Annotated in this window: 12 protein-coding genes and 2 tRNA genes; 3 read left to right on the forward strand and 11 right to left on the reverse strand. The window is 70.9% G+C overall.

Annotated features, from left to right (window positions below; all coding sequences use genetic code 11):
• Nucleotides 1-85: 85 nt before the first annotated feature.
• A complete protein-coding gene (locus ACZ7MY_RS02650; protein ID WP_499598940.1) occupies nucleotides 86-2,722 on the reverse strand; it encodes a valine--tRNA ligase in 2,637 nt (878 codons plus the stop codon).
• Between the two features lie 459 nt (nucleotides 2,723-3,181).
• Between ACZ7MY_RS02650 and ACZ7MY_RS02655 the strand changes: the two genes are divergently transcribed.
• Entirely contained in the window at nucleotides 3,182-4,021 is an 840-nt protein-coding gene (locus tag ACZ7MY_RS02655) for a hypothetical protein (RefSeq protein ID WP_499598942.1), read from the forward strand.
• Nucleotides 4,022-4,092: 71 nt separating this feature from the next.
• Here the strand turns inward: ACZ7MY_RS02655 and clpX are convergent, their stop codons facing one another.
• The 5 genes from clpX to ACZ7MY_RS02680 form a co-directional block, all read right to left on the reverse strand.
• Nucleotides 4,093-5,379: an ATP-dependent Clp protease ATP-binding subunit ClpX gene (gene clpX / locus ACZ7MY_RS02660; protein WP_018556568.1), complete on the reverse strand. Its 1,287-nt coding sequence runs from the start codon at nucleotides 5,377-5,379 to the stop codon at nucleotides 4,093-4,095.
• Between the two features lie 174 nt (nucleotides 5,380-5,553).
• Nucleotides 5,554-6,225, reverse strand: a complete 672-nt coding sequence (locus ACZ7MY_RS02665) for an ATP-dependent Clp protease proteolytic subunit (protein ID WP_499598943.1) — start codon at nucleotides 6,223-6,225, stop codon at nucleotides 5,554-5,556.
• Nucleotides 6,226-6,287: 62 nt separating this feature from the next.
• Entirely contained in the window at nucleotides 6,288-6,890 is a 603-nt protein-coding gene (locus ACZ7MY_RS02670) for an ATP-dependent Clp protease proteolytic subunit (RefSeq protein ID WP_018556566.1), read from the reverse strand.
• 241 nt (nucleotides 6,891-7,131) lie between these two features.
• Nucleotides 7,132-8,526 (reverse strand): trigger factor, encoded by a 1,395-nt coding sequence (gene tig, locus ACZ7MY_RS02675; RefSeq protein WP_499598945.1) that lies wholly within the window; start codon nucleotides 8,524-8,526, stop codon nucleotides 7,132-7,134.
• Between the two features lie 163 nt (nucleotides 8,527-8,689).
• Nucleotides 8,690-8,766 (reverse strand) — tRNA-Pro (locus tag ACZ7MY_RS02680).
• A 111-nt stretch (nucleotides 8,767-8,877) separates the two neighbouring features.
• Here ACZ7MY_RS02680 and ACZ7MY_RS02685 point away from each other — a divergent pair.
• A tRNA-Gly gene (locus ACZ7MY_RS02685) sits at nucleotides 8,878-8,948 on the forward strand.
• Nucleotides 8,949-9,274: 326 nt separating this feature from the next.
• On the opposite strand, the gene ACZ7MY_RS02690 is transcribed toward ACZ7MY_RS02685, so the two are convergent.
• From ACZ7MY_RS02690 to ACZ7MY_RS02700, 3 genes are read right to left on the reverse strand one after another with little or no spacing between them, the layout of a single operon-like run.
• Nucleotides 9,275-9,694: an arsenate reductase ArsC gene (locus ACZ7MY_RS02690; protein WP_499598946.1), complete on the reverse strand. Its 420-nt coding sequence runs from the start codon at nucleotides 9,692-9,694 to the stop codon at nucleotides 9,275-9,277.
• A gap of 15 nt (nucleotides 9,695-9,709) precedes the next feature.
• Nucleotides 9,710-10,450, reverse strand: a complete 741-nt coding sequence (locus ACZ7MY_RS02695; protein WP_499598948.1) for an aquaporin — start codon at nucleotides 10,448-10,450, stop codon at nucleotides 9,710-9,712.
• Nucleotides 10,447-10,833: an ArsR/SmtB family transcription factor gene (locus ACZ7MY_RS02700; protein WP_499598949.1), complete on the reverse strand. Its 387-nt coding sequence runs from the start codon at nucleotides 10,831-10,833 to the stop codon at nucleotides 10,447-10,449. Before ACZ7MY_RS02700 ends, ACZ7MY_RS02695 begins: the two co-directional genes overlap by 4 nt.
• Nucleotides 10,834-10,937: 104 nt before the next feature.
• Between ACZ7MY_RS02700 and ACZ7MY_RS02705 the strand changes: the two genes are divergently transcribed.
• Nucleotides 10,938-11,429: an ArsI/CadI family heavy metal resistance metalloenzyme gene (locus tag ACZ7MY_RS02705; protein ID WP_499598951.1), complete on the forward strand. Its 492-nt coding sequence runs from the start codon at nucleotides 10,938-10,940 to the stop codon at nucleotides 11,427-11,429.
• A gap of 270 nt (nucleotides 11,430-11,699) precedes the next feature.
• Here the strand turns inward: ACZ7MY_RS02705 and ACZ7MY_RS02710 are convergent, their stop codons facing one another.
• Both ACZ7MY_RS02710 and ACZ7MY_RS02715 read right to left on the reverse strand, forming a co-directional pair.
• Nucleotides 11,700-12,446: an SDR family oxidoreductase gene (locus ACZ7MY_RS02710; protein WP_499598952.1), complete on the reverse strand. Its 747-nt coding sequence runs from the start codon at nucleotides 12,444-12,446 to the stop codon at nucleotides 11,700-11,702.
• A gap of 159 nt (nucleotides 12,447-12,605) precedes the next feature.
• Nucleotides 12,606-12,812 carry a hypothetical protein gene (locus ACZ7MY_RS02715; RefSeq protein WP_499598953.1) on the reverse strand — a complete coding sequence of 69 codons (207 nt, stop codon included), beginning with the start codon at nucleotides 12,810-12,812 and terminating at the stop codon, nucleotides 12,606-12,608.
• Between the last annotated feature and the right edge of the window lie 168 nt (nucleotides 12,813-12,980).

The raw sequence follows: 12,980 nt of genomic DNA on the forward strand, positions 1-12,980 counted from the left end.
CGGGTTGCTCACGACCACATTGTACGAAGGGGCCAGGTAGATCCGGGTTGTGGGGAGGGGTTTCCGCCTGCCCACCCCCGGTGCGTCAGCCCTGCGGCAGCGAGGAGAGCTGCGCGGTGATGCGGGCGATGTCCGCCTCGGCCGCCTCCAGGCGGGTGCGGATCTTGGCGACGACCGGTTCCGGGGCCTTCGCCAGGAACGCCTCGTTGCCGAGCTTCGCCGTGGCCTGCGCCTTCTCCTTCTCGGCGGCGGCCAGGTCCTTGGCCAGCCGCTTCCGCTCGGCGTCGACGTCGATCGCCCCGGAGAGGTCCAGCGCGACCGTCACGCCCGCCACCGGGAGGGTCGCCGTCGCGGTGAACGCCTCGCCCTCCGGCTGCAGGCGCAGCAGCTGGCGGACGGCGGCCTCGTGGGCCTCCAGGCCGGTGGAGCCCAGGTCGAGCCGGGCCGGGACCTTCTGGCCGGGCTGCAGGCCCTGGTCGGCGCGGAACCTGCGGACCTCGGTGACCAGCGACTGCACCGCCGCGATCTCCCGCTCGGCGGCCGCGTCACGGAAGCCGGAGTCGGCCGGCCAGTCGGCGACGACGACCGACTCGCGCCCGGTGAGCGTGGTCCACAGCGTCTCGGTGACGAAGGGCACCACCGGGTGCAGCAGCCGCAGCAGCTTGTCCAGGACCTCGCCCAGCACGCGCTGCGAGACCTCGGCCGGACGGCCGCCGGCGAGGAAGGTGGTCTTGGACAACTCGACGTACCAGTCGAAGACCTCGTCCCACGCGAAGTGGAAGAGGACGTCGCTGAGCTTGGCGAACTGGTAGTCGTCGTAGAGCGCGTCGGCCTCGGCGACCGTGGCGTTCAGCCGGGACAGGATCCAGCGGTCGGTCGCCGACATCTCCTCGGGCGCGGGCAGTTCGCCCTCGACCGTGGCGCCGTTCATCAGCGCGAAGCGCGTGGCGTTCCAGATCTTGTTGGTGAAGTTCCGGGAGCCCTGGACCCAGTCCTCGCCGATCGGCACGTCGGTGCCGGGGTTGGCGCCGCGGGCGAGGGTGAAGCGCAGCGCGTCCGAGCCGTACTTGTCCATCCAGTCCAGCGGGTCCACGACGTTGCCGAAGGACTTGGACATCTTCTTGCCGCGCTCGTCGCGCACCAGGCCGGTGAGGGCGATGGTGTGGAAGGGCGCCTGGCCGTCCATCGCGTACAGGCCGAACATCATCATCCGGGCGACCCAGAAGAAGATGATGTCGTGGCCGGTCAGCAGGACGTCGGTCGGGTAGAACTTCTCGAGGTCCGGGGTGCGCTCCGGCCAGCCCAGGGTGGAGAACGGCCACAGGCCCGAGGAGAACCACGTGTCCAGGACGTCGGTGTCCTGCGTCCAGCCCTCGCCGGCCGGGGGCTGCTCGTCCGGGCCGACGCAGACCGTCTCGCCGTCGGGGCCGTACCAGACCGGGATGCGGTGGCCCCACCACAGCTGGCGCGAGATGCACCAGTCGTGCATGTTGTCGACCCACTGGAAGTAGCGGCCGGACATCTCCTGCGGGTGGATCTTCACCCGGCCGTCGCGGACGGCGTCACCGGCGGCCTGCGCCAGCGGGCCGACCTTGACCCACCACTGCAGCGACAGCCGCGGCTCGATGATCGTCTTGCAGCGGGAGCAGTGGCCGACCGCGTGGACGTACGGCCGCTTCTCGGCGACGATGCGTCCCTGCGAGCGCAGGGCGCCGACGACGGCGTCCCGGGCCTCGAGGCGGTCCATGTCCTGGAAGGGGCCGTGGACGGTGATCCGGGCGTGGTCGTCCATGATCGTCAGGGACGGCAGGTTGTGGCGCCGGCCGATCTCGAAGTCGTTGGGGTCGTGCGCCGGGGTCACCTTCACGGCGCCGGTGCCGAACTCCGGGTCGACGTGCTCGTCGGCGACGACCGGGATCCGGCGGTCGGTGAGCGGCAGGTCGATCTCGGTGCCGATCAGGTGCCGGTAGCGCTCGTCGTCGGGGTGGACGGCGACGGCCGTGTCGCCGAGCATCGTCTCGGCCCGGGTGGTGGCCACGACGATGGAGTTCTCGCCGTCGCCGTAGCGGATCGAGACCAGCTCGCCGTCCCGGTCCTCGTGCTCGACCTCGATGTCGGAGATCGCGGTCAGGCAGCGCGGGCACCAGTTGATGATGCGCTCGGCGCGGTAGATCAGACCGTCGTCGTAGAGCTTCTTGAAGATCGTCTGGACGGCACGGGAGAGGCCCTCGTCCATGGTGAAGCGCTCGCGCGACCAGTCCACGCCGTCGCCGAGACGGCGCATCTGGCCCAGGATCCTGCCGCCGTACTCCTCCTTCCACTGCCACACGCGCTCGACGAAGGCCTCGCGGCCCAGGTCGTGCCGGGACTTGCCCTCCTCGGCGAGCTGCTGCTCGACCTTGTTCTGGGTGGCGATGCCCGCGTGGTCCATGCCGGGCAGCCACAGCGCCTCGTGGCCCTGCATCCGCTTGCGGCGGGTGAGGGCGTCCATCAGCGTGTGCTGGAAGGCGTGGCCCAGGTGGAGGCTGCCGGTGACGTTCGGCGGCGGGATGACGATGGTGTACGGCTTCTTGTCGCTCTTGGCGTCGGCCTCGAAGTAACCGCGCTCTACCCAGCGCTCGTACAGGGGCCCCTCTACCTCGGCCGGCGCGTACTGGGTCGGCAGTTCGGGGGTCGCGCTGTTCGGTCCGCTCGCGGCGGCCTGCTGAGTGTTGTCGGTCACGGCGCTCAGTTTACGGGCGCGGCGGGCCCCGTTACGAATCCACCGGTGCCGGGCGCGAGGGGCGGGGCCGGGGCACGGGCGAGGTCCGCCCGGGCGACGCGTGCCCGCCGCGGGACCCGGCCGGGGTGCCGCCGCCGTCCGGACCGGGGGCGGGGCCGCGGCGCGGGCCGCGGGCCCGGCGAGGGCTCCGGCGCCGGCGGGCGGACACCCCGCCCGGGCCGGCGGCGGGGGCGTGGCGGCCCGCCGGCCCGAACGACCGGCGTACGGGGCGCTTCTGACGCTTGTTCAGCCCGGTCGGACCGGTGGGCGCCGTCCCGGCCGTCCGGGCGCCAGGGGTGATCAACCGGGCATCTGCACCGTCTTGTTACCAAGTCCTGACGACTCCGATGTAAAGGCGGCTTAAACAATCCGCGAGGATGATGACGAGGAGACAGCAGTTCAACGAGGGGACTCTCACCGATGAGCTTCAACCAGCCGCCGCCGCAGCCGGGTTACGGCGGCCAGCCCGGCTACGGGGCCCAGCCCGGCCCGCCCCAGCAGCCGCCGGTGCCGCCCGGCCCGCCCCAGCAGCCCGGACCGGGGTACGGCTATCCGCAGCAGCCCACGGCCCCGCAGCCGGGCGCCGGCTACGGCTACCCCCAGCAGCCCGGCCCGTACGGTCAGCAGCCGGGTCCGTACGGCCGGCAGCCCGGCGCCTGGGGAGCCCCGCCGCCGCCCCGGTCCGGCGGCAAGGGCAAGGTCATCGGCATCCTGGTCGGCCTCGTGGTCGCCGTCGCGCTCATCGGCGGCGGCATCGTCTTCTTCATGAGCAGCGGCGGCGGGGGCGGCGACTACAAGCTGACGACCCCGGCGACGGTCGTGGACGGCACGTACAGCAAGTCCAGCCAGAAGCTCGCGGAGTCCGAGTCCGGCAGCGACCAGTACATCTCGAACGGCACCTCGATCTCCGCCGCCTACACCAGTGGGGGCGAGCAGATCGGGTTCGGCGGCGCCTACGGCGGGATCGACGACCCCGGCGCCGCGGTCGACAAGATGATCTCGGCTGCTCTCGCCGGGAGCGCGGCGAGCGAGCAGCACCCGGCCGGTTTCGACGGCGACGTGATGAAGTGCGGCGAGAAGGACTACGGCGTCTTCAAGTCGCCCTTCTGCGTCTGGGGCGACGACAGCACCGTCGCGCTGCTGATCTGGTCCCCCTCCCCGGAGGCGACCGGCTCCGGCACCATCCCCGACGCCCCCTCCGTCGCCGACTTCGCGGAGACCACGGCGAAGTTCCGGAACGACGTCCGCGTCAAGAAGTAACCACCCGTACGTGAAGGGGGGCGCCCGGCATCTGCCGGGCGCCCCCCTTCACGTACGCGGGCTGGTGCGCGTTACGCGCTCTTCTGCTCGCCCTTGCCGATGATGCGGGGCTCGCGCGGGACCAGGGTCGGGTTCACGTTGGAGTGCACGACGTCCTCGGTGATGACGACGCGGGCGACGTCCTTGCGCGAGGGCACCTCGTACATCACCGACATCAGCACCTCCTCCATGATGGCGCGCAGGCCGCGGGCGCCGGTCTGGCGGAGGATGGCCTGGTCGGCGATGGCCTCCAGGGCGCCGCGCTCGAACTCGAGCTCGACACCGTCGAGCTCGAAGAGCCGCTGGTACTGCTTGACCAGGGCGTTGCGCGGCTCGACCAGGATCTGCAGCAGCGCCTCGCGGTCGAGGTTGTGCACGCTGGTGATGACCGGCAGACGGCCGATGAACTCGGGGATCATGCCGAACTTGACCAGGTCCTCCGGCATGACCTCGGAGAACTGGTCGGCGGAGTCGATCTCGCGCTTGGAGCGGATCGTCGCGCCGAAGCCGATGCCCTTGGCGCCGGCCCGGGACTCGATGATCTTCTCCAGACCGGCGAAGGCACCGCCGACGATGAAGAGCACGTTGGTGGTGTCGATCTGGATGAACTCCTGGTGCGGGTGCTTGCGCCCGCCCTGCGGCGGCACCGAGGCCGTGGTGCCCTCCAGGATCTTCAGCAGGGCCTGCTGCACGCCCTCGCCGGAGACGTCCCGGGTGATCGACGGGTTCTCGCTCTTGCGGGCGACCTTGTCGATCTCGTCGATGTAGATGATCCCCGTCTCGGCCTTCTTGACGTCGTAGTCGGCCGCCTGGATCAGCTTGAGCAGGATGTTCTCGACGTCCTCGCCGACGTACCCGGCCTCGGTGAGCGCCGTGGCGTCCGCGATGGCGAACGGCACGTTCAGCATGCGGGCCAGCGTCTGGGCGAGCAGGGTCTTGCCGGAGCCCGTGGGGCCGAGCAGCAGGATGTTGGACTTGGCGAGCTCGATGCCGTCGTCGTGGCCGCGGCCGCCGCCGTTCTCACCGGCCTGCACCCGCTTGTAGTGGTTGTACACCGCGACGGAGAGCGCCTTCTTCGCCGGCTCCTGGCCGACGACGTAGCTCTCCAGGAACTCGTAGATCTCGCGCGGCTTCGGCAGGTCCTCCCACCGCACCTCGGAGGACTCGGCGAGCTCCTCCTCGATGATCTCGTTGCAGAGGTCGATGCACTCGTCGCAGATGTACACACCGGGTCCTGCGATGAGCTTCTTCACCTGCTTCTGGCTCTTTCCGCAGAACGAGCACTTGAGCAGATCGCCGCCGTCACCGATGCGTGCCACGAGGTGCTTCCCCTTCGCCTGGGTCCCGTCAGTTCGACGAGTCCTGGTGCTTGCCTATCGACGGTACCTTGCCGCGCCCCCAGTGCGGGCCCCCCTTGGAGCTACTGGGCCGTGACCTGCACAACCCGGTCGCTCCAAGAGGGGACTTCTTGTCGCAGAATGCCCTGCCGGGCGTCAGACCGCGACCGACGAGCCCTTGCGGGTCGAGACGATCTGGTCGACCAGACCGTAGGAGAGGGCCTCCTCGGCCGTGAGGATCTTGTCGCGCTCGATGTCGTCGCGGATCTTCTCGATCGGGGTGCTGGAGTGCTTGGCCAGCATCTCCTCCAGCTGGGCCCGCATCCGCAGGATCTCGTTGGCGGCGATCTCCAGGTCCGAGACCTGGCCGCGGCCCGTTTCGGAGTACGGCTGGTGGATCAGGATGCGGGCGTTCGGCAGCGCCATCCGCTTGCCGGGGGTGCCGGCGGCGAGCAGCACGGCCGCGGCGGAGGCCGCCTGGCCCATGCAGACCGTCTGGATGTCGGGCTTCACGAACTGCATCGTGTCGTAGATGGCCGTCAGCGCCGTGAAGGAGCCGCCGGGGCTGTTGATGTAGACCGAGATGTCGCGGTCCGGGTCCATCGACTCCAGGCACAGCAGCTGTGCCATGACGTCGTTGGCGGAGGCGTCGTCGATCTGCACCCCGAGGAAGATCACGCGCTCCTCGAAGAGCTTCGCGTACGGGTCGTACTCGCGGACGCCCTGGGAGGTGCGCTCCACGAAACGCGGGACGACGTAGCGGGCCTCGGCGGCGTTCGCGCGGTCGTACAGGCCGCTGCCGGGGAAGTTCTGGGTGGTCACGTTCACCGTCCTGGAGATGAGCAGTGGGCTGGGGTCGGTCCTGCGGGGCTGTACGGGCTCAGGCCCGGTCAGGCCCCGGTGCCGCCGCCGCCCGGCACGTTCACGGCGTGCGTGATGACGTCGTCGATCAGGCCGTACTCCTTGGCCGCGTCGGCGGAGAACCAGCGGTCGCGGTCGGAGTCGCGGGTGATCGCCTCGACGCTCTGGCCGGAGTGCTCCGCGATGAGCTCGGCCATCCGCTTCTTCGTGCGCAGGAGCTGCTCGGCGTGGATCTTGATGTCCGAGGCAGAGCCGGCCAGGCCGGCCGAGGGCTGGTGCATCAGGATGTCGGTGTTCGGCAGCGCGAAGCGCTTGCCGGGGGTACCGGCGGTCAGCAGGAACTGGCCCATGGAGGCGGCCAGGCCCATGGCGATGGTGACGACGTCGTTCTTGATGAACTGCATGGTGTCGTAGATCGCCATGCCGGCCGTCACGGAGCCGCCGGGGCTGTTGATGTAGAGGTAGATGTCCTTGTCCGGCTCGGCGGCAAGGAGGAGCAACTGCGCGGTGATCTTGTTGGCGATGTCGTCGTCCACCGGCTGGCCGAGGAAGATGATCCGCTCGCCGAGCAGCCGGTTGTAGACCTGGTCGCCGAGGCCACCGATGGTCGGCTCGCCGGCGGCGGAAGGCATCGGAGTCGTCACGTATCCACCTGCTCGTTGTCGGACGGCGCGGACGCCGTCACAGGGACTTCTCGTAGGGCACGGGCCCTCGTACTTACGGACCCTAACGCGCAGGTGGGGCCCGGCAATCCCCCACGCGGAACTGTTCGCTGTGAGCGCAGGGAGGGTGTAAGCGGAGAGCGAAAAGAAGCAGAACGGGCCCGGACGCAACTGTCGTCCGGGCCCGTCGGATGTCGCTGCGGGGCGAGGCTCAGGCCTCGGAGCCCTCACCCTTGGCGGTCTCGGCGTCCGCGTCCTCGGAGGTGGCCGCGACCGTCTCGCCGGTCTCGTCCTCCTCGTCCTCCAGGTCGACGACCTCGCCGTTGGTGTCCTTGACCGTGGCGGCCTCGACGACCAGGGCCAGCGCCTTGCCGCGGGCGACCTCGCCGACGAGCAGCGGGACCTGACCGCCCTCGACGACCGCCTGGGCGAACTGGTCCGGACTCATGCCCGAGGAGGCGGCACGGCGCATGAGGTGCTCGGTGAGCTCCTCCTGGTTGACCGAGAGCTTCTCGGTGTTGACGAGCTCGTCGAGGACGAACTGGGTCTTGATGCCCTTCTTCGCCTGCCCCTCGATCTCCTCGTCGTACTCCTCGCGGGTCTTGCCCTCGTTCTCGAGGAACGACTCCCAGGTCAGGCCCATGGCCGGGAACTGGTGGTGCTCCAGGTTGTGGACGCGGGTCTCGACCTCGTCCTTGAGGAGCTTCTCCGGGAGCGGGATCTCGACCAGCTCCAGGAGGGCGTCGAGCACCTTCTCCTGGGCCTGGGTGGCCTGGTCGTACTGCTTGATGCGCTCCTGGCGCTTCACGGCGTCGGCGCGGAGCTCCTCGAGGGTGTCGAACTCGCTCGCCAGCTGGGCGAAGTCGTCGTCCAGCGCGGGCAGCTCACGGGCCTGGACGGTGGAGACGTCCACCTTGACCTGGGCCGTCTTGCCGGCGGCGGAGCCGCCCTTGAGCTCGGAGGTGAAGGTGGCCGAACCGCCGGCCTCCAGGCCGGTGACGGCCTCGTCGATGCCGTCGAGCAGCTGGCCGGAGCCGATGGTGTAGGTGACGCCGCTGGCGACGCCGTCCTCCAGCACCTCGCCGTCGACCGAGGCCTCCAGGTCGACGACCACGACGTCGCCGTCGGCGGCGGCGCGCTCCACGACGGTGGTGGAGGCGAAGCGCTCGCGCAGCTGCTCGAGGGCCTTGTCGACGTCCTCGTCGGTCACCTCGATGGCGTCGACGGTGACCTCGATGCCGGAGTAGTCCGGGATCTCGATGACCGGGCGGATGTCCACCTCGGCGGTGAACTTCAGCTCCTGGCCGTCGTTGAACTCGGTGATGTCCACCTCGGGCTGGCCGAGGACGTTGAGCTCGCCCTCGTTGACCGCCTCCGTGTAGAACTTCGGCAGGGCGTCGTTGATGGCCTCTTCGAGGACCGCGCCACGGCCGAACCGCTGGTCGATGACGCGCGCGGGGATCTTGCCCTTACGGAAGCCCGGCACCGTGACCTGCTGGTTGATCTTCTTGTACGCCGCGTCGAGGCTGGGCTTGAGCTCCTCGAAGGGCACCTCGACAGTGAGTCGAACCCGGGTCGGGTTCAGAGTCTCGACGGCGCTCTTCACGGTTGGGTCTCCTTGGGGGCTTTACGTTGATGGGCGGCCGCTCGGCGTCGTGCGGGGCGGCTGGTGTTCGACCTGGCTTTTCCGCGTATCGCGTGGCCGACGACCCATCCTACCGGTACCACAATCCTGCGGCCGGGCCGCTCGGCGCGGGACGGCCGAGCACTGGTCGGGGTGGCCGGATTCGAACCGACGACCTTCCGCTCCCAAAGCGGACGCGCTACCAAGCTGCGCCACACCCCGTCGGTGCGACACGTAGAGTACATGCCTCCGCACACCCTGACGGCCACATATGCCGTGCGCGGGAGCCGGGTCGATCGGCTACGATCTGATGTGCCAGAATGACTGGCCGTTGCGGGCGTAGCTCAATGGTAGAGCCCCAGTCTTCCAAACTGGCTACGCGGGTTCGATTCCCGTCGCCCGCTCTGCAGGCAAAGGCCCAGGTCAGGGGCACATCTCCCCCGGCCTGGGCCTTCGTCGTCCCCCGGCCGGGCCGGTCGTCCGCACCCGCCTCGTGCCCCTTCCTGCGCGCATCGCGCTCATGGCCTTCGCGATCACGGCCGCGGTCGCCCCGGCGATCGCGGCGCTCCCGGTCACGGCGGCCCGGGCCGGACCGCGAACGGCGGGCGAACGGTGACCGAACGGGGTACGCGGAACGTGCCGTGGCCGAGGCCGGTGTCCTGCCGATGCGGGCCGGTCAACTCACCCCAACGGGGGCCTCGGAAGGCCGCCCTCGGTCACGGTGCACGGCTCATGCCCCCGCCGGTACGCCCAGTTCGGTGAGCAGGCCGCGCACGCGCCGTTCGATCTCGTCGCGGATCGGGCGGACGGCGTCGACGCCCCGGCCGGCGGGGTCGTCGAGCTGCCAGTCGAGGTAGCGCTTGCCGGGGAAGAACGGGCAGGCGTCGCCACAGCCCATGGTGATGACCACGTCGGAGGACCGCACGGCCTCGGTGGTGAGGACCTTGGGGACCTCCGCGGAGATGTCGATCCCGGATTCCTCCATGGCCTCGACCACCGCCGGGTTGACCGCGTCGGCGGGGGCCGAGCCGGCCGAGTGGACCTCGAGCCGGTCCCCGGCGAGGTGGGTGAGGAAGGCGGCGGCCATCTGGGAGCGGCCCGCGTTGTGGACGCAGACGAACAGCACGGACGGGACGGTGGAGGTGCTCACGGGGTTCTTCCTCGGTCAGTGACGGGTGGTGGCGAGTACGGGCGCGGCGGCCGTCGCGGCAACGGCGGGCGGCGCGGTGGGCGTGTCGCGGCCGAAGAGGACGGCGGCGAGGGCCAGGCCGAGGACGGCGCCGAGGAGTTGGGCGGCGACGAACGGCGCCACGGAGGCGGGGGCGATGCCGGCGAAGGTGTCGGAGAAGGTGCGCCCGACCGTCACGGCCGGGTTGGCGAAGCTGGTGGAGGAGGTGAACCAGTACGCCGCGCCGATGTAGGAGGCGACGGCGACGGGCCCGACGTGCCGCTGCCCCGTACGGCCGAGTCCGAGGACGAGCAGGATCAGGCCCGCCGTGGCGACGGCCTCCCCCAGCCACAGGTTCCCGGCGGACCGGTCGTGCGCCGACCACCGCACCAGCGGTTCTGCGAACATCGCGTCGGCCAGGACCGCTCCGCCGACGGCCCCGGCGAACTGGGCGGGCACATAGGCCGCGACCTCACGCGGGGCCGGGCCGTCACCGGTGCCGCGCCCGGTCCACCAGGCGGCGAGGGTGACGACCGGGTTGAAGTGCGCGCCGGAGACCGGGCCGAGCAGGACGATCAGGACGCCCAGGCCGAACACCGTCGCAAGGGAGTTGGCGAGAAGCTGCACGCCCGCGTCCCGGGACAGCTCCGAGGCCTGGATGCCCGAGCCCACCACGACGGCGACCAGGGCGGCGGTGCCGAGGAACTCCGCGGCGGCACGGCGGCCGAGGGCGATCATCCGCGGGCCGCGGCGGCCGGCTCGGCCGGGGCCCGGAGGAGGGAGGAGAGCCGGGCGAGCGCGGGCGGCAGCACCCAGTAGTAGACCCAGGTACCGCGCCGTTCGGAGCCCACCAGACCCGCTTCCCGCAGCACCTTCAGGTGGTGCGAGATCGTCGGCTGCGACACGTCGAACGGCCCGGTCAGATCGCACACACAGGCCTCGCCGCCCTCGTGGGAGGCGATCAGGGAGAGCAGGCGCAACCGCACGGGATCCGACAGCGCCTTGAACATCCGCGCCAGGTCCACCGCTTCGGCCTCGCCCAGCGGTTCCCGGACGATCGGCGAGCAGCACGCGAGGTCCTGCTCGTCCTGGCCGAGCACCCGCAGCTCTGATTTCGACATGTGTCTATGTTGACGCCTGTCGATGCAGCTGGCAACCTCGGATTCGTCGAGCTGTATCGATGGATGTCGATGCAACTGCGGAACGGCAGATGAGGGAGTCCGTCATGTCCCGCGTTCAACTCGCCCTGCGCGTCGCCGACCTCGAGGGGTCCATCGCGTTCTACTCCAGGCTCTTCGGCGTCGGGCCCGCCAAGCTCCGTCCCGGCTACGCCAACTTCGCCGTCCCCGAGCCCCCGCTCAAGCTCGTCCTGATCGAGGGCGAGGAAGGACAGGACACCCGGCTCGACCACCTCGGCGTCGAGGTCGAGTCGACCGACCAGGTCGCAGCCGCCACCGGGCGGCTCCAGGAGGCGGGTCTGGCCACCTTCGAGGAGAGCGGCACCTCCTGCTGCTACGCCCTCCAGGACAAGGTCTGGGTCACCGGCCCCGGCAAGGAGCCCTGGGAGGTCTACGTCGTCAAGGCCGACGCCGGCACCCTCGGCAGGAGCGCCGAGAACGCCCCGGCCGGGTGCTGCGCCTCCGGCGAACAGGGCGCGCCGGCCCACGACGGCACGCCGGCCACCGCCGGCGGAGGATGCACCTGCGGCCCCCGCTGACGGGGCAGGCGGACGCCTGCCCCGAATCCGACGGCCGGACGCTCCCGCCCTGAGCGCCCGGCACCGGCCGTGTCGGCGAGCCGCCCGGGCGGCGTGGGCCACAGCGGCAGGTGCACGGCCCGGGGCAGGCCGGCCGCAGCGCCCTCACACGGACAGCCTGTGCCCCGGGGCGGATCACTGCGACGCGGGCTGATGCCCCTGGGGCACGCGACCACCCCGTCGGCATCGCGGTCGAGTTGGAGGACGCGGTCCCGCCCCGGCGAGGTCCCGTCACGAAGGTGTCGCCGGGCTCTGCTCCTTGAGCCAGTCGGCGAAGGTCACGGTGCCCCGGGGGCCGGGTCCGGACGGCAGCAGGCCGCCTTTGCGCATCGCACCGGGGAAGTACAGGGGCGCGACCGGCCGGCGGCGCGCGCCGCCCGCGGCGATGAGGCTCCGGGCCAGGTCGACCAGCGACTCGACCTGCGGGCCCGCGAACTCCGGGGCCATCCCCTGCGGCGCCTCAAGGGCGAGGCCGACGAGGGCTTCCGCCACCTCGCGTACGGCGACGGGCTGCACCGGGGCCGTCGGCACCAGCGCGAGCGGCCCGGGGACTCCCTCCAGCGCCTGCCCCACGAACTCGTGGAACTGCGTCGCCCGCATGATGGTCCACGGCACGGCGCCGCCCCGGATGATCTCCTCCTGCCGCATTTTGCCGGTGTAGTACGGGTGCCCGACCCGGTCGACGCCCACGATCGACGGCGTCACCAGGTGCCGCACGCCGGCCCGCCCGGCCGCCGCCGCGAGGTTCCGGCCCGCCTTGTCGAAGAAGCCCACGGCCACCGACTTGCGGTTCGTCGTCACATTGCTGACGTCGATCACCACTTCGGCCCCGGTCAGCGCAGCGTCCAGCCCCGACCCGCTCAGCAGGTCGACGCCTTCTCCGCGCGACAGCACCACGGGCTCGTGCCCGCGGGCGCGCACCTCCTCCACCACGAACCGCCCGGCCACGCCGGTACCACCGGCAACCGCGATCTTCATGTCTGCTCCCGTCCGCTCGGCGTCGCGACGGGCCTTTCACGGTTCCGTTCGCGACCGTATTACTCGATACTAATGGAGACGCGAGGATGACGGCTCGCGGTCCGCACGGCCGGGGCGGGGCCGGCCGTGCGGACCGGGAGGACCGGAAAGCCGGGGTGCTCAGTTGTTGAAGACCGGGATGTTGTTGTTCACCCCGCCGCCGTCGGCGACGTGGAGCGCGTGCCGCTGGGGTGCGGCCTCGGCGACGCCGGTATGAGCGCCGGCCTGGGCGGGAGCGGCCGCGAAGGCGCCGGCCGGAAGCAGGGCGCCACCGGCGGCGAGGGTGGTGGCGGCGGTCAGCATGACGATCTTGCGGGTGCGGGGCATGGCAGTACTCCTCGAATGGTCGATGGGGGCGGGAATTGCGGGCGAGCCCTCTTCGGACGGCCCGGCACCGGGGGAACGTCCCGGTGGACTTCCTTCCGGTCGGTGTTGCGCGACCTCTTGACTCCGGTAGGCCCCGGCGCCCGGCCCGCGTCACGTCGCTGGAATTCG

It is taken from the genome of Streptomyces sp. NPDC111520, assembly GCF_055635295.1.